A 25,157-nucleotide genomic window follows, 5' to 3' on the forward strand; every position below is an offset into this window, starting at 1 on the left:
CACGCAACTGGCCATGCGGGAACCACAGATGAGCAAAAGCGCTTGGGGGGTGAAGGAGGCAGCCGCATCCTTGCCACGCTGTATCCCCTGCTCCAAGCCTCTCCCGGCTTGGCCCTACGAGCTCAGCGCATGCTCGACTCAATGCGCGAGCGCAACGGCGCCGGGTGTGAACTCGCATCGTTCAATGTTGATCCGGACCTGGAAGCCTTCGCAGGTCGGGGGTGGCGGAGTCACCTCGACCCTGCTGACGCGGCGGAGCGGGACCAGCCCCTCTCTGTGGAGGCCCTCGCACAGAAGATTGCAGAGCTAGGACCGTACGACGGAGTGGCGCGATTCGGTGAACTGGCCGAGCAATCGGCCCTTGCCGGTGACCAGAGTGGTGGGATCTGGGTCGCTGACCAGATGGCACCACTCCTGAGCGATCCGAGTGCCTGGTATGAGGCCGCTGCGGCGGCCGGGAACCCGCTCCTGCTTCGCAGCGCACTGGGACAGTGGCTCAAGACCGATCCCACTACGGTCCCGAAGGACGTCCTCGCCAGGTCTCTCGACAATCCGGACTTTCGTTCCGGTGTTATCAGCGTTGTGCTCGGACGTGCTGAGATCGACGAGTCCGCCGAGTTCGTGATCGCAGCGATGAGGAAGGAGGACGTCGGCCTACTCGACTTGTTGTTCGTACACGATGAGTCGCATGAGGTGCTGCAACGGCTACTGCTGCACCCGATCGCCGCGATCGCCAGTAGCGCCGCCGTTAGCTTCGCCGTAGGCCAGCGTCACGGCCCCTCGCTGCCCGAGGCATGGCGACCGGCCTGGCGAGAGGCCGTACAGCACATGAGGGTGGAGGACCTGCCTCAGCACAGCCAATGGCGGGCCGGTCAGTTGCTCGGGCACCTAGCGGAGAGCGATCCCGATCTCTTCGAGGCGTGGTTCACCGAACGGCTCGATGAGATGGCCGACCGGGGCTTCTTCACTCTGCTCGAACCCCATGGCTGCGAGGTTCACCTGGCAACTCTTCCCCAACCACACCGATATCGGCTCGCCATCCGTTGTACTGGCCTCCCCCGAATCGGGCCCAGCCCTCTCATCCAGTTGGTTGGCCCTGACCGAGACCTGGCTGAACGATTGCTCCAGGAAGGTGAAGTCACCGCTGACCGGCTTCTCGAAGCCCTTTCCGGCCAGCGCAACGAAATCCTGGAGAGCCTCGGCCCTCTGCTGCTTAACCACGGCGTGCCTGCTGCCCATATTGCCGCCACAGCTGCGTGGTACGACACTTGGTGGGGCCCTGCTTCTGCGAGGCACCGAGAACTCATCGACTACTTCACCACCCTCTCGACCCGTGTGCCTGCTCTCACCGCTGTGGCGGCTGCTGGCCGCGCTCAGCAGGAGTCGTTGCTACGGGAGGCGATGCAGAAGGAGCGGGCCGAGCGGGTGCGGGGAGACTGAGCAAACGGGTCGTCCTCTCTGGGGGGGAGGACGATCTCCATGGGGGAAATGCGGGCGCGATGTTCACCATGGGTGGTTCTACGCTGGCCAGCGCAGAGTCCAGCGTGAGCGGACGGGACAGCACCCGCTGGATTGAGTATCACGCTGCCAAGCCCGGCAAGCCCCTGGCCAGGCAAAATCGGACCGATCGTGATCACGGATCACCGCTCGTCACGATCGTGCAGGCCCTCGTAATGCGTGGGTCTTTACTCGGCGTTCGTTCGCAGCGGCGGGCAGCTACCCAGAGTGGTGCCTGCTGCTGTAGATGGGCCGGAGTCAGCGATGTCCGAGGTGAGGGCGCGGCTCATGGAGAGCGTCACCATGTATCCCTGAGACCTGCTACGGGGCGCTGCCGAGCAGCGGTCCCGCTGACCGTCGAGGCGTGAGTCAGGTCGCCGGACGGCGTGTGGAGCGAGGGACATCCCAGGGACTTTTCAGGGACTTTCACGTCTGTCCCAGGGAGTTTTCAGGGACTTTCCGCCGCGTAAGCAGGGAAGGCCCTGACAGCGCTGAAAGACACGAACGCGCTGGTCAGGGCCGTTTTCCTCAGCACTCGATGATGTTGACCGCCAAGCCCCCGCGCGCAGTCTCCTTGTACTTCACGCTCATATCCGCCCCCGTCTCCTTCATCGTCTTGATGACCTTGTCGAGAGACACCTTGTGCGACCCGTCCCCCCGCATCGCCATCTTCGCCGCGGTCACCGCCTTCACCGCGGCCATCCCGTTCCGCTCGATGCACGGAATCTGGACCAGCCCGCCCACGGGATCGCAGGTGAGCCCCAGATTGTGCTCCATCCCGATCTCGGCGGCGTTCTCGACCTGCTCCGGCGACCCCCCGAGAACCTCGGCAAGGGCGCCCGCGGCCATCGAGCACGCCGAGCCGACCTCCCCCTGACAGCCGACCTCCGCACCGGAGATGGACGCGTTCTCCTTGAACAGCATCCCGATCGCCCCGGCCGCGAGAAGGAAGCGCACCACGCCGTCCTCGTCCGCGCCGGGCACGAAGTTGATGTAGTAGTGCAGGACGGCGGGGATGATCCCGGCGGCGCCGTTCGTGGGCGCGGTCACGACCCGCCCGCCCGCCGCGTTCTCCTCGTTCACGGCCATGGCGTACAACGTGATCCACTCCATCGAGCGGGCCAACGGATCGCCCTCGGCGCGGAGTTGACGAGCCGTCATGGCGGCCCGGCGCCGAACTCGCAGGCCCCCGGGGAGGATTCCCTCCCGGGACATGCCCCGCGACACGCACGCCTGCATCACCCGCCAGATGTCCAGCAGCCCGGCGCGGATCTCGTCCTCGGTGCGCCAGGCCCGCTCGTTCTCCAGCATCAGGGACGAGATGGAGAGCCCCGTCTCCTGTGTCAGGCGCAGGAGTTCGTCCCCCGTACGGAACGGGTACTTGAGCGCCGTGTCGTCCAGCTTGATGCGATCCGCGCCGACCGCCTCCTCGTCGACCACGAACCCGCCGCCCACGGAGTAGTAGGTCCGCGTGAGTACTTCGGCGCCGGAAGCGTCGTACGCCCAGAGGGTCATCCCGTTCGCGTGGTACGGAAGTGCCTTGCGCCGGTGGAGGATCAGGTCGTCGTCGAAGGAGAACGCGATCTCCCGCTCGCCCAACAGCCGCAGCGAACCGGTGGACTTGATCGCCTCCACCCGCTCGTCCGCGCCCTCGACGTCGACCGTGCGCGGCGAGTTGCCCTCCAGGCCGAGGAGTACGGCCTTCGGCGTGCCGTGGCCATGACCGGTCGCCCCCAGCGACCCGTACAGCTCCGTCCGCACGGACGCGACCGACCCGAGCACCCCCTCGCTCCGCAGCCGCCGCGCGAACATCCGCGCCGCCCGCATCGGACCGACCGTGTGCGAACTCGAAGGACCGATACCGACCGAGAAGAGGTCGAACACGGAGATGGCCACGGAGACTCCAACCAGAAAGGACGAGGACACACGACGCCGGGTGCCACGCCGGGGACTACGAATGCGGGCGGGGGCGGCCCGAGGACCAGCCCCCGCCCCGACCGGCTCTACTTGCTCAGCGCCGGATACAGCGGATGCTTGTCCGCCAACGCCTTCACCCTGATCCGCAGCGCCTCCACGTCGTACGCCGGCTTCAGCGCCTCCGCGATGACATCCGCCACCTCCGTGAAGTCCTCCGCCGTGAACCCCCGCGTAGCAAGCGCAGGCGTCCCGATGCGCAGCCCCGACGTCACCATCGGCGGACGCGGGTCGTCCGGGACGGCGTTGCGGTTGACGGTGATGCCGACCTCGTGGAGCCGGTCCTCGGCCTGCTGCCCGTCGAGCGCGGACTCCCGCAGGTCGACGAGGATCAGGTGGACGTCGGTCCCACCGGACAGGACGTTGACCCCGGCCGCGCGAGCGTCATCGGCGGTGAGCCGCGCAGCGAGAATCCGCGCCCCCTCCACCGTACGCCGCTGCCGCTCCTTGAACTCCTCGGAAGCGGCGACCTTGAACGACACGGCCTTCGCGGCGATGACGTGCTCCAGCGGACCCCCCTGGAACCCGGGAAACACCGAGGAGTTGAGCTTCTTGGCGAAAGACGACTTCGCGAGGATGATCCCCCCGCGCGGCCCGCCCAGCGTCTTGTGCGTCGTGGACGTCACCACATCCGCGTACGGCACCGGGTTCGCGTGCAGCCCCGCCGCCACGAGCCCGGCGAAGTGCGCCATGTCGACCCACAGGTACGCCCCGACCTCGTCGGCGATCCGCCGGAACTCCGCGAAGTCCAGCTCACGCGGATAGGCGGACCACCCGGCGATGATCACCTTCGGCTGGTGCTCGCGCGCGAGCCGCTCCAGCTCCTCCATGTCGACGAGCCCGGTGTCGGGGGCCACGTGATACGCGACGACATCGAACTGCTTGCCGGAGAAGTTCAGCCGCATCCCGTGCGTGAGGTGACCCCCGTGCGCGAGATCGAGCCCGAGGATCGTGTCCCCGGGCTGGGCCAGCGCGAAGAGCGCCGCCTGGTTCGCGGAAGCCCCCGAGTGCGGCTGGACGTTCGCGTACTCCGCCCCGAACAGCTCCTTCACCCGGTCGATGGCGATCTGCTCGGCGACGTCGACGTGCTCGCACCCGCCGTAGTAGCGCCGCCCCGGATACCCCTCGGCGTACTTGTTGGTCAGGACGGACCCCTGCGCCTCCATGACGGCCAGCGGAGCGAAGTTCTCCGAGGCGATCATCTCCAGCGTCGACTGCTGCCGGCCGAGCTCAGCGTCGACGGCGGCGGCGATCTCCGGGTCCAGCTCGTGCAGGGACGTGTTCAGGACAGACATGGGTACGACTCCTCAGCCGGCGGTGTAGGCGGTGTACTCGTCGGCGGACAGCAGGTCGTCCGGCTCACCGGCGACGCGCACCTTGAAGAGCCAACCCCCCGTGAACGGCTCGGAGTTGACCAGCGACGCGTCGTCCGAGACGTTCGGGTTGACCTCGGTGACCTCACCGTCCACCGGCGCGTACAGCTCGCTGACCGACTTGGTCGACTCCAGCTCGCCGCAGGACTCGCCCGCGGTCACGGCGGTGCCGACCGCAGGCAGGTCGACGAAGACGACGTCACCGAGGGCGTTCGCCGCGTGCTCGGTGATCCCGACCGTCGCCACGCCGTCCTCGGCGGGCGAGATCCACTCGTGTTCCTTGCTGTAGCGCAGGTTCTGGGGGTTGCTCATGGCTTGAATTCTCCTGTACGCGGGGGAGTGCTGGTGAATGGGGGACTACGGAAGGGACGCGCGACCTGGAAGCTTCACGCACCGCGCTTGTAGAACGGCAGAGCCACGACCTCGTACGCCTCGTGGCTGCCCCGGATGTCGACCCCGACCCCGTCCGTCCCCGGCGCCGCGTGCGCCGCGTCGACGTACGCCATCGCGATCGGCTTGCCCAGCGTGGGGGAGGGGGCGCCCGAGGTCACCTCGCCGATGACGGCGCCGCCCGCGACGACCTCGTACCCGGCACGCGGCACGCGCCGCCCGGCGGCGACCAGCCCGACCAGCACCCGGGGCGGCTTGCGCTCGGCGAGCGCGGCGGCCTCGGTGAGGGCCTCGCGCCCCACGAAGTCCCCGTCCTTGCCGAACTTCACGACCCGCCCGAGCCCGGCGTCGAAGGGCGTCAGCGCCGTCGACAGCTCATGCCCGTACAGCGGCATGCCCGCTTCGAGCCGCAGCGTGTCCCGGCAGGAGAGACCGCAGGGGACGGGCCCCTGCGCGGCCAGCGCCTCCCACAGCGCCACCGCGTCGGACGGCGCCACGAACAGCTCGAACCCGTCCTCCCCGGTGTACCCGGTCCGCGCGATCAGCGCCGGCACCCCCGCGACCGTGCCCGGCAGCCCGGCGTAGTACTTCAGCCCGGCGAGATCGGCATCGGTGAGCGCGCCCAGAACCGCGGAAGCCTCCGGCCCCTGCACGGCGATCAGCGCGTACGCGTCCCGGTCGTCCCGCACGAGCGCGTCGAACCCGGCGGCCCGCTCGGTCAGCGCGTCCAGCACGACCTGCGCGTTCGACGCGTTCGCGACGACCATGAACTCGGTCTCGGCGAGCCGGTAGACGATCAGGTCGTCCAGGATGCCGCCGTCGGCCCGGCAGATCATCGTGTAGCGGGCCCGGCCCACCTTGACCGCCGCGAGATCGCCGACCAGCGCGTAGTTCAGCAGCGCGGCGGCCTCAGGCCCGGTGACGGTGATCTCGCCCATGTGCGAGAGGTCGAAGAGCCCCGCGCGCGTACGGACGGCGGTGTGCTCCTCGCGCTCCGAGCCGTAGCGCAGCGGCATGTCCCAGCCCGCGAAGTCGGTCATGGTCGCGCCGAGCGAGCGGTGCAGGGCATCGAGCGCGGTACGCCGGGGTACGGCGGAACTGCTGGTCATCGGGCGTTCGTCTCCCAGGTGTGACGGGACGGGGCAAGGGCTTCCCGTACGGACACGGGAAGGTCCTCCCCATCTGTCATCGGAACCTGAGAGGTTCGCCGTGACCCTCGCGGGAACACGGCTTGCACCTTGGGTGGGACCACCGGGGCGGCCCGCTTTTCAGATGTGCCTCGCCCACGCGGTAACGGTGCCTGAGAGATTCAAGGGAGGGACTTGCTCCTTCGGCGCCCCGGCGACACAAAAGCCGGGGACTCTCCCGCGCGGATTCGAACGGCCGGTATGCAGTTGGCGCGGCCATCATCGCACGCCACCCCCGCCGCGCGGCAGGCCGGATCTGTAACGGGGCTGTGTCAGGAAGCGCACCAAATCACAAGACAGATTCCATTACCTTCTCTTTACTGTCTATGGGGAGACCCGTACCTGACGGGACTGCTCCAAGGGGAGGACGATCTACGGTGAACAGGACAACGGCGTACGCGACGGCGCTGCCCGCACAGCCCACGGCGCCCGCGAGGGAGAGCCGCGCCGGGCACCCCGCGCCGGTCGTCCGCGATCTGCGCGACCGCGAAGGACACAGCCCGCACGCCCTCCTCTTCGGCCCCCGCGACCTCGTCGTCGTCACCGGCCTGCCCGGCAGCGGCAAGTCCACGCTGATGCGCCGCACGGTCCACGGCGCGGGCATCGACTCCCAGGACACGAGAGACCGCTGGGACGCGCGGACGCCCGCCTGGCTGCCGTACGCCGTCTACCGCCCCCTCGTCCGCCTCGCGCACTACGCGGGCCTGTGGCGCGCCCTGCGCTCCGGCAAGGGCGTCGTCGTCCACGACTGCGGCACCCAGTCCTGGGTACGCAACTGGCTCGCCCGCGCGTCCCGCCGCCGGGGCGGCACCCTGCACCTCCTCCTCCTGGACGTCACCCCGGACACGGCCCTGGAGGGCCAGCGCGAGCGGGGCCGGGGCGTCTCCCGGTACGCGTTCCTGCGCCACCGGCACGCCGCGTCCCGCCTGATCAGGTCGGTGGAGAAGGGCAACCTGCCGGACGGCTGCGAGGCGGCGATACTCCTGGACCGGCCGGCCGCCGACGTCCTGCGCAGGATCGCGTTCACCCGGGGCTGAACCCACCTCACCCAACACCCCCTTAAGCTTTGCCTCTTCGACAGCGGTTTTCAGCAGGCGGTATACAGCGATGGACTTCCCGACCGACTTTCCGGCCCCCGCACACCCCCACTCCCACGGCGGCTGGCCGGGGAACGAACTGGAGGAGGTGCTCTCCGCCTCCCTCGGCGTGCCGTCAGCGGGCGGCCGAATAATCGAGGTCCTCGCGCGCAGCTTCGTCTGGATCCCGCTCCCCAACGGCGGCGGCCCCCGCACCGGCCCCCTCGACCTCCCCACGATCGACGTCGCCGGCCAGGTGTACGTCCCCGTCTTCACCTCCGAGGAACAGTTCCGCCAGGTCACCGGCTCCCACATGGCGTACACGATCGCCCCGGCGGTCGAGTTCGCGAAGGGCCTCCCCCCGCAGGTCGGCATCGCCCTCAACCCCGACGGAGTCGTAGGCGTCCCCCTCCCCCCGCAAGCGGTGGCGGACCTCTGCCGAGCGGACCGCACCCCCCTGCACGGCACGGCCTCCGGCGCCCGAGTCCGCCTCTTCGAACCGAACTGGCAGGACGACCCGATGGACTTCCTCACGGAGGCGTCGAAGGAGTTCGAGGCAACGGGAGTAGTCCTGACGGCCCGCCGCTGCCTGGCGGCGATAGAAACCTCGGACCCGGTGATGTTCGTAGGGGTCGAACTAACCCACTGGGACGGCGAGTTCGGCGAACGCCCCCTGGACGCACTGGGCAGGGCACTGGGCAGGGTCCCGGTCCCGTGGGGAGTGAACCTGATCCTCCTGGACGTGGCACAGGACCCGGTAGGGGAGTGGCTGAAGTTGAACGTCCGCCCCTTCTACACGCGGGCCAGCTGAAGGCTTTTAGGGGCGCGGGGAACTGCGCGAGAAACCACGACGGACCCGCACCCGCCTACGAGCAATCGGCGAACCCCCAATAGGCGCTTAAGCTTGACTGCGACGCCGGGTAACGGACGACCCAGGCCAACTCACGAAGGGGCGGTAAGAACGTGAGCGTGAGCGTGAGCGGCACCGCTGCGGCCGGCCAGGTCGAGCACATGCTGCGCCAGGTCACGCCTGGCCGCTACGACGCCTACGAGGCACTCCTGCGCGCGCTCTCGACCCCCACCACCGGCCAGGTCTGGATGCTGCTGTGGCACGGCCAGTCCGGCTCCCCGGACGCCCAGTACGGCGCGATGGAGGTGGACGGCCACGCGTACGCACCCTGCGTGACGTCCGCCCAGGAGCTGTCCGCGAGCGGCTGGAACCGTTCGTACGAGGTGGTGGACGGCCTCGACGCGGCCCGCACCCTGTACCCGGACCGCCACGGCCTGTGGCTGAACCCGCACGCGCCGGGCGGCGGCGTCGGCGTCCCCTGGCCGGACCTGCGCCGCATCGCGACGGGCCTGGACCGCCAGCCCCCCGGCCCGCTGCGCCTGTCGGACCCGGCGGTGGAGATCCCGCACTTCTACGCCCTCCTCGGCCAGAACGCCCACCGCACCCCCGCGATCAGGGCGCTGCGCCGCGCCTGGGTCCAGCCGTCCCTGGGTCAGCCGTACCTGTCGATCGGCCTGGACGTGTACGACGCGTCCCCGCAGTCCGTCGACGCGGTGCGCGCGATGATGCAGCAGTCGATCGGCGCCGTCCCCGACGGTCTGTCCGTGTCGACGGTCGCGATGACCGACGAGTACGACCCGGTCGTCATGTGGATGCGGGTCAACGCCCGCCCGTTCTACGACCGTGAGGCGCACGCCCCGGCGCAGCAGTCCCCGGCGGCCGGTTACGGCTACCCGGCGACGCCCGGCGCGTACTGATCCGTCCCGCGCGCCCCTTCTTACCCACGAGTACATCCTGACGCTCCGTCATCTCAGGAAACCCGCTCGTTACACCGACCCGTGTTCATCTCCGCGCGTAGAGCGAACCGGTACACGCTACTGTGCCCTGAATTACCGACTTGCCCTCGTCCGAGGGTCGTTACCCACTGTTCGGATAACGGAAGCCCACAGTCGGCATCACGGTTGTGCATACTTTCGGCGCCGCATCTGGCGCGTGATCACGAGCGCGTTGAAGACTCGCCTCCCATAAGACGCGAGTAAGGCCGGTCACCACCGGCGGGAAGGGTCAGTGCACTGTGACCGCACCGATCGAGACCACCGGGTCGGAGGCAGGAGCACAGCCGGAGGCCGTGCTCGCCGGGGCCAGCCAGAGCCAGATCGAAGGGCGTTCACTCACCCAGATCGCCTGGACCCGGTTCAAGCGCGACAAGCTGGCTGTGGCCGGCGGCATCGTCGTCGTCCTGCTCGTCCTCATGGCGATCCTCGCCAAGCCCATCGAGTCCGTCTTCGGCCTCGACCCGAACGAGTTCCACCAGGACCTCATCGACCCGGCGATGCAGGCGCCCATCGGCGGCTGGGGCGGCATGAGCTGGGACCACCCGCTCGGCGTCGACCCGCAGTACGGCCGCGACATGCTCGCCCGCATCATCGACGGGTCCTGGGTCTCCCTGCTCGTCGCGGGCGGCGCCACGCTGCTGTCGGTGGTCATCGGCACGGTCCTCGGGGTCGTCGCCGGCTACTACGGCGGCTGGGTCGACTCGATCATCAGCCGGCTGATGGACACCTTCCTGGCCTTCCCGCTGCTGCTCTTCGCCATCGCCATCTCGGCCTCCGTCCAGGACGGCTTCTTCGGCCTGAACGGGCTCCCGCTGCGGATCTGCGTACTGATCTTCGTGATCGGTTTCTTCAGCTGGCCGTACATCGGCCGTATCGTGCGCGCCCAGACGATGACCCTGCGCAAGCGGGAGTTCGTCGAAGCCGCGCACAGCCTCGGCGCACGCGGACCGTACGTTTTGTTCCGCGAACTCCTCCCGAACCTCGTCGCGCCGATCCTCGTCTACTCGACGCTGATCATCCCGACGAACATCCTCTTCGAGGCCAGCCTGAGCTTCCTCGGGGTCGGTATCGCCCCGCCGCAGGCGTCCTGGGGCGGAATGCTCAGCAACGCCGTGGATCTCTACACAGCTGATCCGCAGTACATGTTCGTGCCCGGACTGGCGATCTTCATCACCGTCCTGGCGTTCAACCTGCTGGGTGACGGGCTGCGCGACGCACTCGACCCTCGCAGCAAGTGATCCACAACGACAGAGGGGGCTTTCCTCGGTGAAGACCAGAAGAGTGACCGCCGCGATCGCGTCGGTCCTGGCGATCTCGCTGGGCGCTTCCGCCTGTGGCGGAGACAGCGACAGCGGTGGCGGCTCCGCCAAGGGGAAGAAGGACGAGGCTCTGACGTCGGTCGTCAACGTCTCGAACAAGAAGGGGGGCACCCTCAGCTTCGAGCACTCGGACGTCGCGGACTCCCTGGACCCGGGCAACACGTACTACGGCTGGGTGCAGAACTTCTCGCGCCTGTACGGCCGTACGCTCACCACGTTCAAGCCGGCCGCCGGCAAGGACGGCCTGACCGTCGTCCCCGACCTGGCCGAGTCGCTCGGTACGCCGAGCGCGGACGCCAAGACGTGGACGTACAAGCTGCGGGCCGGCGTCAAGTTCCAGGACGGGACCCCGGTCACGTCCAAGGACGTCAAGTACGCCATCGAGCGCTCCAACTTCGCGCCCGAGGTGCTGTCCAACGGGCCGACGTACTTCAAGTCGTACCTGCTCGGCGGCGACAAGTACACGGGTCCCTACAAGGACAAGAACCCGAACGGCCTCGCGTCCATCGAGACGCCGGACGCGCAGACCATCGTGTTCAAGCTGAAGCAGCCGTTCGCGGACTTCGACTACCTGGCGACCTTCTCGCAGACGGCCCCCGTGCCGGCCGCGAAGGACGACGGCGCCAAGTACGTCCAGCACATGATCTCCTCGGGCCCGTACCAGTTCCAGTCCTACGAGGAGGGCCGCAGCGCCACCCTCGTGCGGAACCCGCAGTGGGACGCGAAGACGGACCCGATCCGCAAGGCCCTGCCGGACAAGATCACGATCAAGTTCAAGGTGAACCCGGTCACGATCGACAACGACCTGATCTCCGACCGGGTCACCGTCGACGCCGCCGGTGCCGGCGTCCAGGCCGCGACCCAGCCGAAGGTGCTGACCGGCAAGAAGGCCAACCAGACGGACAGCTCGTACGCCGGTGCCACGCAGTACATCGCGCTGAACCAGAACGTCGAGCCGTTCAACAACATCAACTGCCGCAAGGCCGTGCAGTACGGCGTCGACAAGCAGTCCATCCTGGACGCGGCCGGTGGTGCGCCGAAGGGTGACATCGCCACCACGCTGCTGCCGCCGTCGGTCAACGGCTACACCAAGTTCGACACCTACCCGTCGGCCGGCAACAAGGGCGACGCGGCCAAGGTCAAGGAATTCCTCACCGCGTGCGGCAAGCCGAACGGCTTCAACACGATCCTGACCGCCCGCTCCGACCGTCCCGCCGAGATCGCGCAGGCCACGGCCGTCCAGGCGTCGCTCAAGAAGTACAACATCAACGTCGAGATCCGGCAGTTCCCGGCCGGCAAGTACTTCTCGAACTTCGCCGGTGTCCCGTCCTACGTCCACCAGCAGAAGCTCGGCATGCTGTCCATGGCGTGGGGTGCCGACTGGCCGACCGGCTTCGGCTTCCTCGACCAGATCGTCAACGGCTCCGCCATCAAGCCCTCGGGCGGCAACAACCTGATGGAGCTGAACGACCCGAAGATCAACGCGGCCCTCGCCGCCACGATCGCCAACACCGACGCCGCCGCCCGTACCGCGGGCTGGGGCACCATCGACAAGATGGTCATGGACACCGCCACGGTCGTCCCGACCCTCTACCGCAAGAACTTGCTCTTCCGGCCTGCGTCCGCGACCAACGTCACGGTCACTCAGGCGTACCTGGGCATGTACGACTACCTGCTGATGAGCTCCTCCAAGTAGGAGCCCCAGAGCAGGCCGGAATCTTCTCGAAAGGCAGGTGAAGGTTCCGGGTGGCGGGGACGGACACGTTCCGACCCCGCCGCCCGGAGCCGGACAGCTGTGGCTGCGTACATCATCCGGCGCGTATTCGGCGCCCTGGTACTGCTGCTGGTGGTCAGCGCAGTCACCTTCGCGATCTTCTTCCTGGTACCCAGGCTCGGCGGCCAGACCGCCGACCAGCTCGCCACGCAGTACGTCGGCAAGGACGCCAACCCCGACTCCGTGCTGGCGATCAAGAAGAACCTGGGCTTCGACCAGCCCATCTACACCCAGTACTGGCACTTCATCAAGGCGCTGTTCGTCGGTGCCGACTACAAGTTCGGCCCGGACGCCACCCACTGCGGCGCGCCCTGCTTCGGCTACTCCTTCAAGAGCCACGTCGAGGTCTGGCCGCAGCTCACCGAGCGCATCCCGGTCTCCTTCTCGCTCGCCGTCGGCGCTGCCGTGATCTGGCTGATCTTCGGTGTCACCACCGGCGTCATCTCCGCGCTGCGCAAGGGCAGCCCCGTCGACCGCGTCTCCATGTTCATCGCGCTCGCCGGCGTCTCCCTGCCGATCTTCTTCACCGGCCAGGTCCTGAGCGCGCTGTTCGTGTACGAGATCCCCATCTGGGACTCCATCGACTACATCCCGTTCACCGAGAACCCGGCGGAATGGGCCTGGCACCTCCTGCTGCCCTGGATCAGCCTCGCGTTCCTGTTCTCCGCGCTCTATGCCCGCCTCACCCGGGCGGGGATGCTGGAGACCATGGGCGAGGACTACATCCGCACGGCCCGCGCCAAGGGCCTCAAGGAGACGACGGTCGTCACCCGGCACGGCCTGCGCGCCGCGCTCACCCCGATCGTCACCATCTTCGGCATGGACTTCGGCACGCTGGTCGGTACGGCCGTCCTGACCGAGACCGTCTTCTCCCTCCAGGGCATCGGCGCCTACTCGGTCCAGTCGATCCGGGACAACGACCTGCCCATCGTCATGGGCGTCACCCTGGTCGCCGCGTTCTTCATCGTCTTCTGCAACCTCGTCGTCGACCTGGTGTACGCAGCCATCGACCCCCGGGTGAGGTACTCGTGAGCAAGCTCGATAAAGCGGCCCCGGGCGAGCCGGTCGCCGACGCCCCCGACGACACGTTCCTCTCCGTCCGCGATCTGAAGATCCACTTCAACACGGACGACGGCCTCGTCAAGTCCGTCGACGGCGTCAGCTTCGACGTACGGCGCGGACGCACGCTCGGCATCGTCGGCGAGTCCGGCTCCGGCAAGTCCGTCACCTCGCTGGGCCTCATGGGCCTGCACCGCTCCGCCCGCAATGCCCGCGTCAGCGGCGAAGTCTGGCTGGACGGGCAGGAGTTGATCAGCGCCCACAACGACGAGGTACGGCGGCTGCGCGGCCGGAAGATGGCGATGATCTTCCAGGACCCGCTGTCCGCGATGCACCCGTACTACACGATCGGGCAGCAGATCGTGGAGGCGTACCGGGTCCACAACGAGGTCACCAAGAAGGAAGCCCGCAAGCGCGCCGTCGAGATGCTCGACCGGGTCGGCATCCCCGAGCCCGACCAGCGCGTGGACGGCTATCCGCACGAGTTCTCCGGCGGGATGCGCCAGCGCGCGATGATCGCGATGGCGCTGGTGAACAACCCCGAGCTGCTCATCGCCGACGAGCCGACCACCGCGCTCGACGTGACGGTCCAGGCGCAGATCCTCGACCTGATCCGCGACCTCCAGAAGGAGTTCGGCTCCGCGGTCATCATGATCACGCACGACCTCGGTGTCGTCGCGGAGATGGCCGACGACCTGCTCGTCATGTACGGCGGTCGCTGCGTCGAACGCGGGTCGGCCGAGGACGTGTTCGCGGAACCCCGGCACCCGTACACGTGGGGCTTGCTGGGCTCGATGCCGCGCCTCGACCGCGACGACACGGACCGGCTCATCCCGATCAAGGGCGCCCCGCCCTCGCTCATCAACATCCCGTCCGGCTGCGCCTTCAACCCGCGCTGCCCGTACGCGGACCTCCCCAAGGACAACGTCACCCGCACGGTCCGCCCCGACCTCACCGAGGTCGGCACCGGCCACTGGGCCGCCTGCCATCTCGGGCAGGAACAGCGGGAGCGGATCTGGAACGAAGAGATTGCGCCGAAGCTGTGAGCGATGCCGTGAGCGATAAAACCGAGGGTACGGCCGTTTCGGGCGAGGCTCCCGAGGTCTTGCTGAAGGTCTCCGGCCTCCAGAAGCACTTCCCGATCCGCAAGGGCCTCCTCCAGCGCCAGTCCGGTGCCGTCCGCGCCGTCGACGGCATTGACTTCGAGGTCCGCAAGGGCGAGACGCTCGGTGTCGTCGGTGAGTCCGGGTGCGGCAAGTCCACGATGGGCCGCCTCATCACGCGGCTCCTCGAACCCACCGGCGGCACCGTCGAGTTCGAGGGCAAGGACATCACGCACCTCAGCGCCGCGGGGATGCGGCCGATGCGCCGCGACGTCCAGATGATCTTCCAGGACCCGTACTCGTCGCTGAACCCCCGGCACACGATCGGTACGATCGTCAGCGCGCCGTTCAAGCTCCAGGGGGTGTCCCCGGAGGGCGGCGTCAAGGCGGAGGTGCAGCGCCTGCTGTCGGTGGTCGGCCTCAACCCCGAGCACTACAACCGCTACCCGCACGAATTCTCGGGCGGCCAGCGCCAACGCATCGGCATCGCGCGGGCGTTGGCGTTGAACCCGAAGCTGGTCGTGGCGGACGAGCCGGTCTCGGCGCTGGACGTCTCGATCCAGGCGCAGGTGGTCAACCTCCTGGACGACCTCCAGTCGGAGTTGGGCCTGACGTACGTCATCATCGCTCACGACCTTTCGGTGGTCCGCCACGTCTCGGACCGCATCGCGGTGATGTACCTGGGCAAGATCGTGGAACTGGCGGACCGGGACAAGCTGTACAAGTCCCCGATGCACCCCTACACGAAGGCCCTCCTCTCAGCGGTCCCGATCCCGGACCCGAAGCGCCGTGCGGCGAAGAGCGAACGCATCTTCCTGAAGGGCGACGTCCCGTCCCCCATCTCCCCGCCGAGCGGCTGCCGCTTCCACACGCGCTGCTGGAAGGCAACGCAGATCTGCCAGACAACGGAACCCCCCCTCCTGGAACTGATCCCCGGCCAACAGGTGGCCTGCCACCACCCGGAAAACTTCGCAGACCAGGCCCCTCAGGAAACGGTCCTGCTGACGGAAGCGAAGCAGGCGGCGGAGCTGGTGGCGGACGAGGTCCTGGCGGAATCGGCGGAGACGTCGGCGGCGGTGGCGGCGGAGGTAGAGACGGCGGGGGAACCCGAACCTGCTGAAGCGCAGGAGCAGCCGGCAACGGACAAGCCTGAGGGCAAGCCGGAAGCTGGCTGACGCCGGACGGAACCAAGTCTTTTAGGGGCGCGGGGCTGTATCAATATGCGGCTCCGCCGCGCGGGCGCGACCAGCTACGACGAACCTACGGGCGTCAACGCTGGCCGCGCCCAGTCTTTTTAGGGGCGCGGGGCTGTGTCGATGTGCGGCTCCGCCGCGTGGGCGCGACAAGCCACGACGAGCCTGCACCTGACCACGAACCGGATGCGGCACTTCGTAGCTCGCCGCCCAACTCCCCGCGCTTTCATATGCCGGGCGCGCCCAAGTCTTTTAGGGGCGCGGGGAACTGCGCGACCAGCCACATCGCACCCGCACCCAACGACGAACCGGCAACACCCCACTCCTCACAACTTGGCAAAGTCATGCACATGCCCACACCGCGCCCTGCAAAGTCGTCCCCGTCCGATACATCGGCACAACGCATGAAAGGGACGACCATGCCCCTCTCCCGCTCGGCCTGGGCAGGCACAGCCGTAGCCGCGGCAGCCACCCTCTTCGTCGTCGCAGCCTCCCCCGCCCCCACCCCCGGCGCGGACGGCATAGGCGACACCTACTTCCCCCAACTCGGCAACGGCGGCTACGACGCCCTCCACTACGACCTCGGCGTCGCGTACAACCCGGACACGGACCGCCTGGACGGCACCACCACCGTCACCGCGAGAGCGACCCAGAACCTCTCCGCATTCGACCTGGACCTACAGAAGTTGGAGGTCACCAGGGTCGAAGTGAACGGAAAGAAGGCGAAGTTCACCAGAGAGGGCGACGAGATAAAGATTACGCCCCGTCAGTTCCTGAAGAAGGGACGGACGTTCAAGGTGAGCGTGACGTACGGCGGCGTACCGGAACCCTTGGGCGGCCCCATAGTCTTCGGCTCGGACTACGGCTGGATGAAGACCACGGACGGAGTCTTCGTCGCCTGCGAACCGAACGCCGCGTCGACCTGGTTCCCGTCCAGCGACCACCCCGCGGACAAGGCGACGTACGACATCCGCATACGAACTCCCAAGGGCCTGACGGCAGTTTCGAACGGCCGCTTGGTCTCGACGTTCGACAAGGGCGACTCCACGTACACGCACTGGCGCGAATCGAAGCCGATGGCGACGTACTTGGCGACGGCGACGATAGGCAAGTTCGACGTAAAAACGGGCACCACCCCCGCCGGCACCCCCATCTACGTAGCGATAGACCCGGTGTTGGCGAACAGCAACAACGTCGACGTGTACGGAGTGACCGCCGAGGCCACCGACTACTGGTCCCAGGTCTTCGGCCCGTACCCCTTCGAGGAGACCGGCGCGATAGTCGACGACATGCCGCAGGCGGGCTTCTCCCTGGAGGTCCAGAGCAAGCCGGTCTACTCGGCGGTCCGCAACGAATCGACGATCGTCCACGAGCTGGCGCACCAGTGGTTCGGCGACTCCGTGAGCGTCGCGCACTGGAAGGACATCTGGCTGAACGAGGGCTTCGCGACGTACAGCCAGTGGCTGTGGGACGAGCACAAGGGCACCCGCACAGCGCACGACGCGTTCCTGGCGGGCTACAACTCCCGCCCGTCCACCAGTGCGTTCTGGCAGATCACCGTAGGAGACCCGCAGCGGGACACGATGTTCGCCTCGGCGGTCTACCAGCGAGGCGCGATGACCCTCCAGATGCTGCGCGAACGCATAGGCGACGCGGCCTTCTTCAAGCTCCTCCCGACCTGGACGAAGCAGCACCGCTACGGCAACGCGAACACGGCCGAGTTCATCGCCCTCGCGGAGAAGATCTCGGGCCGGCAGCTGGACGACCTCTTCCAGACGTGGCTCTTCACCACAGGGAAACCGACCCTCTAGCCCCTCCGCTCCTTGCATAACAAGGAAGACACCCGGCGATAAGCAAGAATGTGCGGGTGCTCCAGCAAATCTTCAGCCCCTCCGTCCAGCACACCCTGGACCTGGCCGGCATCTTCGTGTTCGCGCTCTCGGGCGCCCTGCTGGCGGTCCGCAAGAACTTCGACGTCTTCGGCATCGCCGTCCTCGCCGAGGTCACCGCGCTGGGCGGAGGCCTGTTCCGCGACCTGGTGATCGGCGCGGTCCCCCCGGCGGCGTTCACGGACCTGGGCTACTTCATCACCCCGTTGATCGCCGCCCTGATCGTCGTCTTCCTCCACCCGGAGGTGGAGCGCATCCAGAACGCGGTGAACGTCTTCGACGCGGCGGGCCTGGGCCTCTTCTGCGTGGCGGGTACGACGAAGGCGTACGACCACGGCCTGGGCCTGACGGCGTCGGCGACCCTGGGCCTGGCCACGGGGGTGGGCGGCGGAGTCCTCCGGGACGTCCTGGCGAACGAGATCCCGTCCCTCCTGCGCTGGGACCGCGACCTCTACGCGGTCCCAGCGATGGTAGGGGCCACGATGGTGGTGGTCTGCATCCACTACGAGGTGCTCAACCCCCTGACCAGCGCAGTCGCCGCCACCACCGCCTTCGTCCTACGCCTCCTGGCGATCCACTACCACTGGCGGGCCCCCCGGGCATGGAACCGTAGAGCTACTGCGCAAGAGGAGTAGTACCCCTGGTACCGGCGGCTCCCGTATTGCCCTCGGCCTCCGTCGTACCCGTACTACCTCCGCCGTCCCCACCCGATACGTTCGTCAGCCCCATCTGCGTGGTCAGCCATTGGAACGCCGGTACCACCTGCGGCTTCCACAGCTTCATGTTGTGGCCGCCGACCTTCTTCGGGATGTAGACGACGTGGACGACCGTCGGCGCCTTGGCCTCCTTCTTGAGGGCGAGGCCCGCCTCGTACCCGTCGCCGGGCTGGCCGGACTGGTAGAGCGAGACGGCCGGGGGAGTGGCCGCCTTCTGGAGCATGAAGAAGGGGTTGGTGTCGTGCCGCAGGGTCGGGTCCTGGGCGGTGAGGGAGGAGCGCTCGCCCATCGGGTCGTTGTACCCCGAGAGGCTGACGGCGGCGCGGTAGCGGTCGGGGTGGGCGATGGCCAGCTTGGTCGCGCAGTGGGCGCCCGCCGAGTACCCGGCGACGGCCCAGCCCTTGGGCGCGGGCAGGGCGCGGAAGTTGTCGGTCACCATCTTCGGTACGTCGACGCTGAGCCAGGTGTCCGCGTTGACGGTGCCCGGCACGTTCGCGCACCCGGTGTCGACGCCCGCGAGGAGCGTCGTACGCGGCGCGACCAGGATGAACGGCGCTACCTTGCCCTGCCGCATGAGCGAGGCGAGCTGCTCGTGCGCGTGCAGGGAGCCGAACCAGGCCTTCGCGGAGCCGGGGTAGCCGGGCAGCAGCTCGACGACGGGGAAGTGGATGTTCTTGAGGGACGGGTCGTTGTACTGCGGCGGCAGCCAGACGTAGACCTCGGCGGTGACGCCCGAGACCTGCCCCTTCAGCTCGGTCTGCATGACCCCGCCGGCCGCGCGCATCCCCGGCCCCTCGGCGTCGGTGAACTTCTGCTTGACCTTCGGGAGCTTCTTCACCGATATCCCGCCGGTGCCGCTCGCGCCGAGGTCGCGGGCCTGGTTGACGTGCGACCCGGTACCGAGCAGGTCGGCCCAGTTGTCGTACAGGTTGTTGGAGTTGTTCACCAGGGTGAAGACCAGCGCGACGGCGGTCCCCTGCGCGAACAGCAGCATCAGGAAGCGCACCCCGCCCCGCAGGACGCGCGGCCCGCCCAGCCGCGTCCACAGGAACAGCGGGAGCACGATGGCGACGACCGCCAGCGCGATCAGCGTGTAGAGGAACGGGGTCCCGGTAAGGCTCATGTCCCTACAGAGGGAAAACGCGGGCCCAGGGTTTACGGACGTGTGCGGACACTTACCGAGAAATTGCCGGAGGCTCACCGAAGCGCGCCGTGGATCTTGCGGGGGCGGGTGGGTACCAGCCGGTAAAGCTACCGCTTAGTAATCGCCTGTTGTACTGTTCACCCATGTCAGAGACAGCCGCCCCCGCCACCGTCGGAGACAGCGAGTTCGACCGCGCGACGACGCTCACTCCCCGCGCCCCCGGTGCGTATGACATAGATCTCCCGGCGGGCTGGACCATCTTCGGCGCCCTCAACGGCGGCTACCTCCTGGCCGTCCTCGGCCGGGCCCTCGGCGACACGCTTCCGCACCCCCACCCCTTCACGATCTCGGCCCACTACCTGAGCGCCTCCCGCCCCGGCCCGGCGACGGTCCGCACGGAAACGGTCCGCACGGGCCGCACGCTCTCGACGGGCCAGGCGTCCCTGTTCCAGTACGACGAGACAGGCGCCGAAGTCGAACGCATCCGCGTCCTCGCCTCCTACGGCGACCTCGCGAGCCTCCCCGACGACGTCCGCACGTCGGCGAAACCCCCGGCGTTCCCGCCCCTGACCCACTGTGTGGGCCCGGACGACGCCCCCGGCTCTGCCGACCAACAGCCCATAGCGGAACGGGTGATGCTCAAACTCGACCCCGCGACGGTCGGCTGGGCCCTGGGCCAGCCCTCCGGCAAGGGCGAGTCCCGAGCCTGGTTCGGCCTCGCCGACGGCCGGGACGCCGACCCCCTCTCCCTCCTCCTCGCGGTGGACGCCCTCCCCCCGACCGCCTTCGACCTGGGCCTCAAGGGCTGGGTCCCGACGATCGAACTCACCGCCCACATCAGGGCGTTGCCCGCCCCGGGCCCGGTCCGCGTCGCCATCACCACCCGCAACCTCGCGGGCGGCTTCCTGGAGGAGGACGCGGAGATCTGGGACAGCGAGGACCGCCTGGTGGCCCAGTCCCGCCAACTCGCCCGCGTCACACTGCCGTAAGGGGCTCCCGCCCGGTCCAGGCGGCCAACTTCCCGTAGAAGTCGGCCCCTTCAGGAGCCTCGACGGCGGACCCGAACGGAATCCCCGGGGGCCGCTGAGGGCCGGGCAGGTTCCGCAGCGCGGCGTCCAGAGCGAACTCCCCGACCTCCGGCGAGAGTTGCACGGGCCACCCGAGGGCCTCGCTCAAGTCCCAGGTGTGGGTGGCGAGTTCCATCACGTACCCCGAGATCGCGGCGGCCCCCGGCACCTCCCCCCACGGCACCCGGACGGTCTTCGCGAGCGACGCGTCGTCCTCCCACGCCTTCACACCCCGAACGCGCGCCTCCTCGAACACCACCCCCCACTCGTCGTCCCCCACCCCTTCCACGAACGCCTCCACGACCAGCCCGTCCCCACCCTCCCCGGTCACGGCGACCCGCACCATCACCCCGACGACGTGCGACAGCAACCCCCGCACGTCGAACTCCGGACACGGCGTCCCCGCCCCGAGCTGCTCGACCCGTACGGCGTCGATCAACTCCCCGATCTGCGCGGTGGCTTGGGCATACAGGGAACGTGGGTCGACGGTCATGGTCGTGCCTTTCCGTAACGGCTGCTGTGTACGGGGACGCTGTCACCGAAACCTGACACCTCCCGTCAGCTTTTTGCGCGATCCTGGTCCCGTGAAATCCGATCGCCTCCTCTCCATCCTGTTGCTGCTCCAGACCAGGGGCCTGGTCCCCGCGCACGAGCTGGCCGCCCGTCTGGAGGTGTCCGAGCGGACCATCTACCGCGACGTCGAGTCCCTGTCGGCAGCGGGCGTGCCCGTGTACGCCGAGCGCGGCCGGCACGGCGGTATCCGGCTGCTCGAAGGGTTCCGTACGGACGTCACCGGCCTGACCGCCGACGAGTCGCGGGCGTTGTTCGTGCTGGCGGCCCAGGGCGCGCACGAAGCCCTCGGCCTGGACTCCGCGTTGGGCTCCGCCCTGCGCAAGGTGATGGCCGCGCTGCCCGCACCGCACCGACCCGCCGCCGAGGTCACCAGCCGCCGTATCCTCGTCGACGCGACGCGCTGGATGAACGGCGAGGCGAAACCCGTGGACCTGGACATCCTCCAGGACGCGATCTTCACGGACCGCCGCCTGCGCCTGCGCTACCGGCACAGCGGTACGACCGACCCCCGCACGTACACCGTCGACCCGTACGGCCTCGTGTCCAAGGCGGGCGTCTGGTACCTGGTCGCCGACCGCCGCAGCAGACCCCAGCTCTTCCGCGCGGACCGCATCCAGTCGGCGAAACACCTCACGGTCCCGGTCAAACGCCGCCCCGGCGTCGAACTGGCCGACGCCTGGGACGTATTGAGACGCCAGGTGGAGGAACGCCCGTCCACGATCGAGGTGAAGGTCCGGGTACGCCGCGACGCCCTGGACCGCTTCCTACGCATAGCGGCAACACAACTTGCCCACCCCCAGCAGGAGTTGGACCTATCAACGAACTGGGTCCCGGTACGCCTCACCTACGCACAACTCCCAGCGACCCGCCAACTCCTCATGTTCTCGGACCAGGTGGAGGTCATCTCCCCACCGGAGGTCAGAGCAGAACTACGCACAGCGCTGGCTGCTGTCACGGCTCTGTACGAGCGCGAGGAAGGGGAGCTGGGGTAAGCGAGCAGGTCGGACGGGAGCACCGAGCGGCGTAGCCGAGGGTCAGCAGGGCTGAGCTTGAGCATCAAACCCCCTGCGCACCGAGGTCTTTTAGGGGCGCGGGGCTGTATTGATTTGCGGCTCCGCCGCGTGGGCGCGACCAGCCACGATGGCGCCGCACTGACCCGCGTCCCCAGCCCCCCGCTACGCATTCCAATGCAACCGCCCGATACTGATCAACCGCATCTGCCGAGCAGCCCGATCCACAGCCACCGCCCGCTCCTCAGCCCCCGCATCCAACGTCTCCAAGAACAACGAGGCGACGATCAACATCTGATCCACATACAACTGAGCCAGCATCAGCAGATCCCCCGCACTCCACCCCCCTGCCTCGGAATCCTTCGCCAGCTCATCCCGAACCTCCTCGGCAAACCGAGCAAGCTGAGCACGAATAGCCTCCCGAACAGGCTGAACCCCCCCATGCCGCTCACGCGCGATGAACCGCACATGCGCGGGATGCGCTGACACGTGCCCGTCGATCAACTCCAGCGCCCGAGCGATCCGTTGCTCAGGATCATCCGTAGCGATAACAGTCGTACGGATCATCGGATGCAGACTCCCGAGCGCCTGCTCGACAAGGGCAACCCCAAGATCGGGGATGGACCGAAAGTGCCGATAGAAGGCAGTCGGCGCCACCCCCACAGCCCGCGTCACCTCGCGGAGCCCCAAGCTGCTGAGACTCTGCTCCTCCAGCAACTCCAACGCGGCATCCAGAAACGCCTGCCGCGTCTTCTGCTTCTGCGCCTGGCGGACACCCACGGTGTGACTCATCTCTCCAGTTAACAACTGTTCTCCGTAATCGCAAAGCCGGCCACAGGGACTAGACTCCCAAGTCAGTGAACAACTGTAACAACAACTGTTCACTCACCTGCAACGAGTCTCGCGAAGGGATCCCCCGATGTTGTTCCTGGTAGCCGCGCTGCTCCTGCTCGGCGTAGCCATGGGCACGGTGGCGCACGCCCCGCTGAGCGTCACGCTGATCGCGGCGACGGTCATAGCGATATGGCTGGCGATCTTCGCCGCACGAGAACGAGCCACCCGCCGCCGCACCACCGGCCCCCGAAGGGAAGCCTGAAGATGCTCCGCCTGACAGCAGCCCCCACCCCCCAAGCCACGGCCACTCCCCGAGACCCGGACGGCATGGCGGTGGCGTCATTCATCCTGGGCCTGGTGGGCCTCCTGGTCCTGAACCTGTTCCTGGGCCCGATCGCAATAGTCCTGGCAACGGTGTCCCTCCTGCGAGGCACAACCCGCCGAGGCCGAGCCTTCCTGGGCCTGGCACTGGGGATAGCGGACTTGGCGGTCCTGTTCGCGTTCATGCAGGCGGACGCATCAATCTCGTGGAGCTTCTAGCAACACCACCACTTACCACCGCCCGCACCCGCTCCACTGCGCCCGCGCAGCTGCGGCTAGCCGCGCCACCCCCACGGCCCCGCCACCCGCTCCACTCGCCCCGCGTAGCTGCGGGCAGTCGCGCCACCCCCACTGCCCGCACCCGCTCCACTGCGCCCGCGCAGCTGCGGCCAGTCGCGCCCACCCCCACGGCCCCGCCACCCGCTCCACTCGCCCCACCCAGCTGCGGGCAGTCGTGCCGCTAGGGGCGGCACGGGTGGGCGCAGCGGCACCCCGCCAGCGCGGGCAAGCGCCAACGCCCCCACCCCAGCCCCCACCAAGCCGCACCAGCCCCACCACCGGAACCACCCACCCCCTCGCCCCACCCCCGAGCCCCGACACCCCGCCCCCAGGCCCGTACAATCGCTGAACCATGGCCTACCTCGACCACGCCGCAACCACCCCGATGCTCCCCCAAGCGGCAGAGGCACTGACCGCGCACCTGGGAGTCACCGGCAACGCCTCCGCCCTGCACGCGGCAGGCCGCAGAGCCCGCCGTACGGTCGAGGAAGCGAGGGAAACCCTCGCGGAGTCCCTCGGCGCCCGCCCCAGCGAGGTCGTCTTCACCTCGGGCGGCACCGAAGCGGACAACCTCGCGGTGAAGGGCCTCTACTGGTCGAGGAGGGACGCGGACCCGCAGAAGACCCGCGTACTCGCCAGCCCCGTGGAACACCACGCCGTGCTGGACGCGATCGACTGGCTCGCGGACCACGAGGGCGCGACGGTCGAGTACCTCCCGGTGGACCCGTACGGAAGAGTCCACCCCGACGCCCTCCGCGAGGCGATCGAGAAGAACCCAGACGACGTGGCCCTCACCACGGTCATGTGGGCGAACAACGAGATCGGCACGGTCATGCCGATCCGCGAACTGGCCGCCGTGGCAACGGAGTACGGCATCCCCATGCACGCCGACGCCGTCCAGGCGTACGGCCAACTCCCCCTGGACTTTGCGGAGTCGGGCCTAGCCGCGATGACGGTCTCGGGCCACAAGATCGGCGGCCCGTACGGCATCGGCGCGCTCCTGCTGGGCCGTGAGTACACCCCCGTACCGGTCCTGCACGGCGGCGGCCAGGAACGCCACGTCAGATCAGGCACGTTGGACACCCCGGCGATCGCGTCGTTCGCGGTGGCCGGCCAACACGCGGCGGAACACCGGGAGTTGTTCGCGAGGGAGATCGGCGCACTGAGGGACGCCCTCGTCGAGTCGGTCCGTACGGCGGTCCCGGACGCGATCCTCGGTGGCGACCCGTCCCCGAACGGCCGCCTCCCCGCGAACGCGCACTTCACGTTCCCGGGCTGCGAGGGCGACTCCCTGCTCCTGCTCCTGGACGCCCAGGGCATCGAATGTTCAACGGGCTCCGCCTGTACGGCGGGTGTGGCCCAGCCGAGCCACGTCCTGCTGGCGGTGGGCACGGACCCGGACCTGGCACGAGGAACCCTCCGCTTCTCCCTGGGCCACACCTCGACGGAGGCCGACATCGACGCGGTCGCCAAGGCGATCGGCCCGGCGGTGGAGCGCGCGAGGGCGGCAGGGCTCACGTAGCCCCACCGCCCC

23 protein-coding genes and 2 riboswitches are annotated in these 25,157 nt (G+C 68.4%); of the genes, 16 read left to right on the forward strand and 7 right to left on the reverse strand.

Annotated elements, in window-relative coordinates:
- Window positions 1-141 precede the first annotated feature (141 nt).
- Window positions 142-1,440, forward strand: coding sequence for a hypothetical protein (locus J8M50_RS33860; protein WP_141655619.1), 1,299 nt, complete (start codon window positions 142-144; stop codon window positions 1,438-1,440).
- 585 nt (window positions 1,441-2,025) lie between these two features.
- Here J8M50_RS33860 and J8M50_RS33865 read toward each other — a convergent pair.
- From J8M50_RS33865 to gcvT, 4 genes are all read right to left on the reverse strand, one after another.
- The gene (locus J8M50_RS33865) at window positions 2,026-3,393 is read right to left on the reverse strand and encodes an L-serine ammonia-lyase (RefSeq protein ID WP_010356843.1); all 1,368 of its coding nucleotides are present in this window, start codon (window positions 3,391-3,393) and stop codon (window positions 2,026-2,028) included.
- 107 nt (window positions 3,394-3,500) lie between these two features.
- Window positions 3,501-4,766: a serine hydroxymethyltransferase gene (gene glyA / locus J8M50_RS33870; protein WP_010356844.1), complete on the reverse strand. Its 1,266-nt coding sequence runs from the start codon at window positions 4,764-4,766 to the stop codon at window positions 3,501-3,503.
- Window positions 4,767-4,778: 12 nt separating this feature from the next.
- Window positions 4,779-5,156 carry a glycine cleavage system protein GcvH gene (gene gcvH, locus J8M50_RS33875; RefSeq protein WP_010356845.1) on the reverse strand — a complete coding sequence of 126 codons (378 nt, stop codon included), beginning with the start codon at window positions 5,154-5,156 and terminating at the stop codon, window positions 4,779-4,781.
- 74 nt (window positions 5,157-5,230) lie between these two features.
- Complete coding sequence (gene gcvT / locus J8M50_RS33880; RefSeq protein ID WP_010356846.1) at window positions 5,231-6,343, reverse strand: glycine cleavage system aminomethyltransferase GcvT; 1,113 nt, start codon at window positions 6,341-6,343, stop codon at window positions 5,231-5,233.
- Window positions 6,344-6,406: 63 nt separating this feature from the next.
- Window positions 6,407-6,512: riboswitch (glycine riboswitch) on the reverse strand.
- Window positions 6,513-6,612: riboswitch (glycine riboswitch) on the reverse strand.
- Between the two features lie 186 nt (window positions 6,613-6,798).
- Here gcvT and J8M50_RS33885 point away from each other — a divergent pair.
- From J8M50_RS33885 to J8M50_RS33930, 10 genes are all read left to right on the forward strand, one after another.
- The gene (locus J8M50_RS33885) at window positions 6,799-7,458 is read left to right on the forward strand and encodes an AAA family ATPase (protein WP_010356847.1); all 660 of its coding nucleotides are present in this window, start codon (window positions 6,799-6,801) and stop codon (window positions 7,456-7,458) included.
- 70 nt (window positions 7,459-7,528) lie between these two features.
- Window positions 7,529-8,308 carry an enhanced serine sensitivity protein SseB gene (locus J8M50_RS33890; protein ID WP_010356848.1) on the forward strand — a complete coding sequence of 260 codons (780 nt, stop codon included), beginning with the start codon at window positions 7,529-7,531 and terminating at the stop codon, window positions 8,306-8,308.
- A 158-nt stretch (window positions 8,309-8,466) separates the two neighbouring features.
- Window positions 8,467-9,264, forward strand: a complete 798-nt coding sequence (locus J8M50_RS33895) for an enhanced serine sensitivity protein SseB C-terminal domain-containing protein (protein WP_010356849.1) — start codon at window positions 8,467-8,469, stop codon at window positions 9,262-9,264.
- 317 nt (window positions 9,265-9,581) lie between these two features.
- Window positions 9,582-10,580: an ABC transporter permease gene (locus J8M50_RS33900; protein ID WP_010356850.1), complete on the forward strand. Its 999-nt coding sequence runs from the start codon at window positions 9,582-9,584 to the stop codon at window positions 10,578-10,580.
- A 28-nt stretch (window positions 10,581-10,608) separates the two neighbouring features.
- Window positions 10,609-12,357, forward strand: a complete 1,749-nt coding sequence (locus tag J8M50_RS33905; protein WP_040837517.1) for an ABC transporter substrate-binding protein — start codon at window positions 10,609-10,611, stop codon at window positions 12,355-12,357.
- A 99-nt stretch (window positions 12,358-12,456) separates the two neighbouring features.
- Entirely contained in the window at window positions 12,457-13,467 is a 1,011-nt protein-coding gene (locus J8M50_RS33910) for an ABC transporter permease (RefSeq protein WP_010356852.1), read from the forward strand.
- Window positions 13,464-14,540: an ABC transporter ATP-binding protein gene (locus tag J8M50_RS33915; RefSeq protein ID WP_010356853.1), complete on the forward strand. Its 1,077-nt coding sequence runs from the start codon at window positions 13,464-13,466 to the stop codon at window positions 14,538-14,540. The genes J8M50_RS33910 and J8M50_RS33915 overlap by 4 nt, the downstream gene beginning before the upstream one ends.
- An 8-nt stretch (window positions 14,541-14,548) precedes the next feature.
- Window positions 14,549-15,772: an ABC transporter ATP-binding protein gene (locus tag J8M50_RS33920; RefSeq protein WP_223786369.1), complete on the forward strand. Its 1,224-nt coding sequence runs from the start codon at window positions 14,549-14,551 to the stop codon at window positions 15,770-15,772.
- A 437-nt stretch (window positions 15,773-16,209) separates the two neighbouring features.
- Entirely contained in the window at window positions 16,210-17,601 is a 1,392-nt protein-coding gene (locus tag J8M50_RS33925; protein WP_010356856.1) for a M1 family metallopeptidase, read from the forward strand.
- A 56-nt stretch (window positions 17,602-17,657) separates the two neighbouring features.
- Window positions 17,658-18,314, forward strand: a complete 657-nt coding sequence (locus J8M50_RS33930; protein WP_010356857.1) for a trimeric intracellular cation channel family protein — start codon at window positions 17,658-17,660, stop codon at window positions 18,312-18,314.
- Here the strand turns inward: J8M50_RS33930 and J8M50_RS33935 are convergent.
- On the reverse strand, window positions 18,295-19,518 hold the full coding sequence (locus J8M50_RS33935) for an alpha/beta hydrolase (RefSeq protein WP_010356858.1): 1,224 nt from the start codon (window positions 19,516-19,518) through the stop codon (window positions 18,295-18,297). The two genes, J8M50_RS33930 and J8M50_RS33935, sit on opposite strands and share 20 nt — an antisense overlap.
- A gap of 164 nt (window positions 19,519-19,682) precedes the next feature.
- Here J8M50_RS33935 and J8M50_RS33940 point away from each other — a divergent pair, with 164 nt between their 5' ends.
- Window positions 19,683-20,528 carry a thioesterase family protein gene (locus J8M50_RS33940; protein WP_010356859.1) on the forward strand — a complete coding sequence of 282 codons (846 nt, stop codon included), beginning with the start codon at window positions 19,683-19,685 and terminating at the stop codon, window positions 20,526-20,528.
- On the opposite strand, the gene J8M50_RS33945 is transcribed toward J8M50_RS33940, so the two are convergent.
- Window positions 20,515-21,099, reverse strand: a complete 585-nt coding sequence (locus tag J8M50_RS33945; protein ID WP_010356860.1) for a TIGR03086 family metal-binding protein — start codon at window positions 21,097-21,099, stop codon at window positions 20,515-20,517. The two genes, J8M50_RS33940 and J8M50_RS33945, sit on opposite strands and share 14 nt — an antisense overlap.
- 91 nt (window positions 21,100-21,190) lie before the next feature.
- Here J8M50_RS33945 and J8M50_RS33950 point away from each other — a divergent pair, with 91 nt between their 5' ends.
- Window positions 21,191-22,171, forward strand: coding sequence for a helix-turn-helix transcriptional regulator (locus J8M50_RS33950; RefSeq protein ID WP_010356861.1), 981 nt, complete (start codon window positions 21,191-21,193; stop codon window positions 22,169-22,171).
- 183 nt (window positions 22,172-22,354) lie between these two features.
- On the opposite strand, the gene J8M50_RS33955 is transcribed toward J8M50_RS33950, so the two are convergent.
- Window positions 22,355-22,981: a TetR family transcriptional regulator gene (locus tag J8M50_RS33955; protein ID WP_010356862.1), complete on the reverse strand. Its 627-nt coding sequence runs from the start codon at window positions 22,979-22,981 to the stop codon at window positions 22,355-22,357.
- Between the two features lie 127 nt (window positions 22,982-23,108).
- Here J8M50_RS33955 and J8M50_RS33960 point away from each other — a divergent pair, with 127 nt between their 5' ends.
- The 3 genes from J8M50_RS33960 (at window position 23,109) to J8M50_RS33970 (ending at window position 25,145) form a co-directional block, all read left to right on the forward strand.
- Window positions 23,109-23,285, forward strand: a complete 177-nt coding sequence (locus J8M50_RS33960; RefSeq protein ID WP_010356863.1) for a hypothetical protein — start codon at window positions 23,109-23,111, stop codon at window positions 23,283-23,285.
- 2 nt (window positions 23,286-23,287) lie between these two features.
- Window positions 23,288-23,563: a hypothetical protein gene (locus J8M50_RS33965; protein WP_010356864.1), complete on the forward strand. Its 276-nt coding sequence runs from the start codon at window positions 23,288-23,290 to the stop codon at window positions 23,561-23,563.
- Window positions 23,564-23,975: 412 nt separating this feature from the next.
- Window positions 23,976-25,145, forward strand: coding sequence for a cysteine desulfurase family protein (locus J8M50_RS33970; RefSeq protein ID WP_010356865.1), 1,170 nt, complete (start codon window positions 23,976-23,978; stop codon window positions 25,143-25,145).
- Window positions 25,146-25,157: the final 12 nt, after the last annotated feature.

It is taken from the genome of Streptomyces acidiscabies, from assembly GCF_020010905.1.
In the GTDB taxonomy this organism is placed as follows: Bacteria; Actinomycetota; Actinomycetes; order Streptomycetales; family Streptomycetaceae; genus Streptomyces; species Streptomyces acidiscabies.

What these genes read in the sequence shown, in the direction of transcription:
- J8M50_RS33860 (WP_141655619.1), top strand. Translation starts at nt 142, where the DNA reads ATGCGCGAGCGCAACGGCGCCGGGTGTGAACTCGCATCGTTCAATGTT.
- glyA (WP_010356844.1), bottom strand. Translation starts at nt 4,766, where the DNA reads ATGTCTGTCCTGAACACGTCCCTGCACGAGCTGGACCCGGAGATCGCC.
- gcvH (WP_010356845.1), bottom strand. Translation starts at nt 5,156, where the DNA reads ATGAGCAACCCCCAGAACCTGCGCTACAGCAAGGAACACGAGTGGATC.
- gcvT (WP_010356846.1), bottom strand. Translation starts at nt 6,343, where the DNA reads ATGACCAGCAGTTCCGCCGTACCCCGGCGTACCGCGCTCGATGCCCTG.
- J8M50_RS33890 (WP_010356848.1), top strand. Translation starts at nt 7,529, where the DNA reads ATGGACTTCCCGACCGACTTTCCGGCCCCCGCACACCCCCACTCCCAC.
- J8M50_RS33925 (WP_010356856.1), top strand. Translation starts at nt 16,210, where the DNA reads ATGCCCCTCTCCCGCTCGGCCTGGGCAGGCACAGCCGTAGCCGCGGCA.
- J8M50_RS33935 (WP_010356858.1), bottom strand. Translation starts at nt 19,518, where the DNA reads ATGAGCCTTACCGGGACCCCGTTCCTCTACACGCTGATCGCGCTGGCG.
- J8M50_RS33940 (WP_010356859.1), top strand. Translation starts at nt 19,683, where the DNA reads ATGTCAGAGACAGCCGCCCCCGCCACCGTCGGAGACAGCGAGTTCGAC.
- J8M50_RS33945 (WP_010356860.1), bottom strand. Translation starts at nt 21,099, where the DNA reads ATGACCGTCGACCCACGTTCCCTGTATGCCCAAGCCACCGCGCAGATC.
- J8M50_RS33955 (WP_010356862.1), bottom strand. Translation starts at nt 22,981, where the DNA reads ATGAGTCACACCGTGGGTGTCCGCCAGGCGCAGAAGCAGAAGACGCGG.
- J8M50_RS33960 (WP_010356863.1), top strand. Translation starts at nt 23,109, where the DNA reads ATGTTGTTCCTGGTAGCCGCGCTGCTCCTGCTCGGCGTAGCCATGGGC.
- J8M50_RS33965 (WP_010356864.1), top strand. Translation starts at nt 23,288, where the DNA reads ATGCTCCGCCTGACAGCAGCCCCCACCCCCCAAGCCACGGCCACTCCC.
- J8M50_RS33970 (WP_010356865.1), top strand. Translation starts at nt 23,976, where the DNA reads ATGGCCTACCTCGACCACGCCGCAACCACCCCGATGCTCCCCCAAGCG.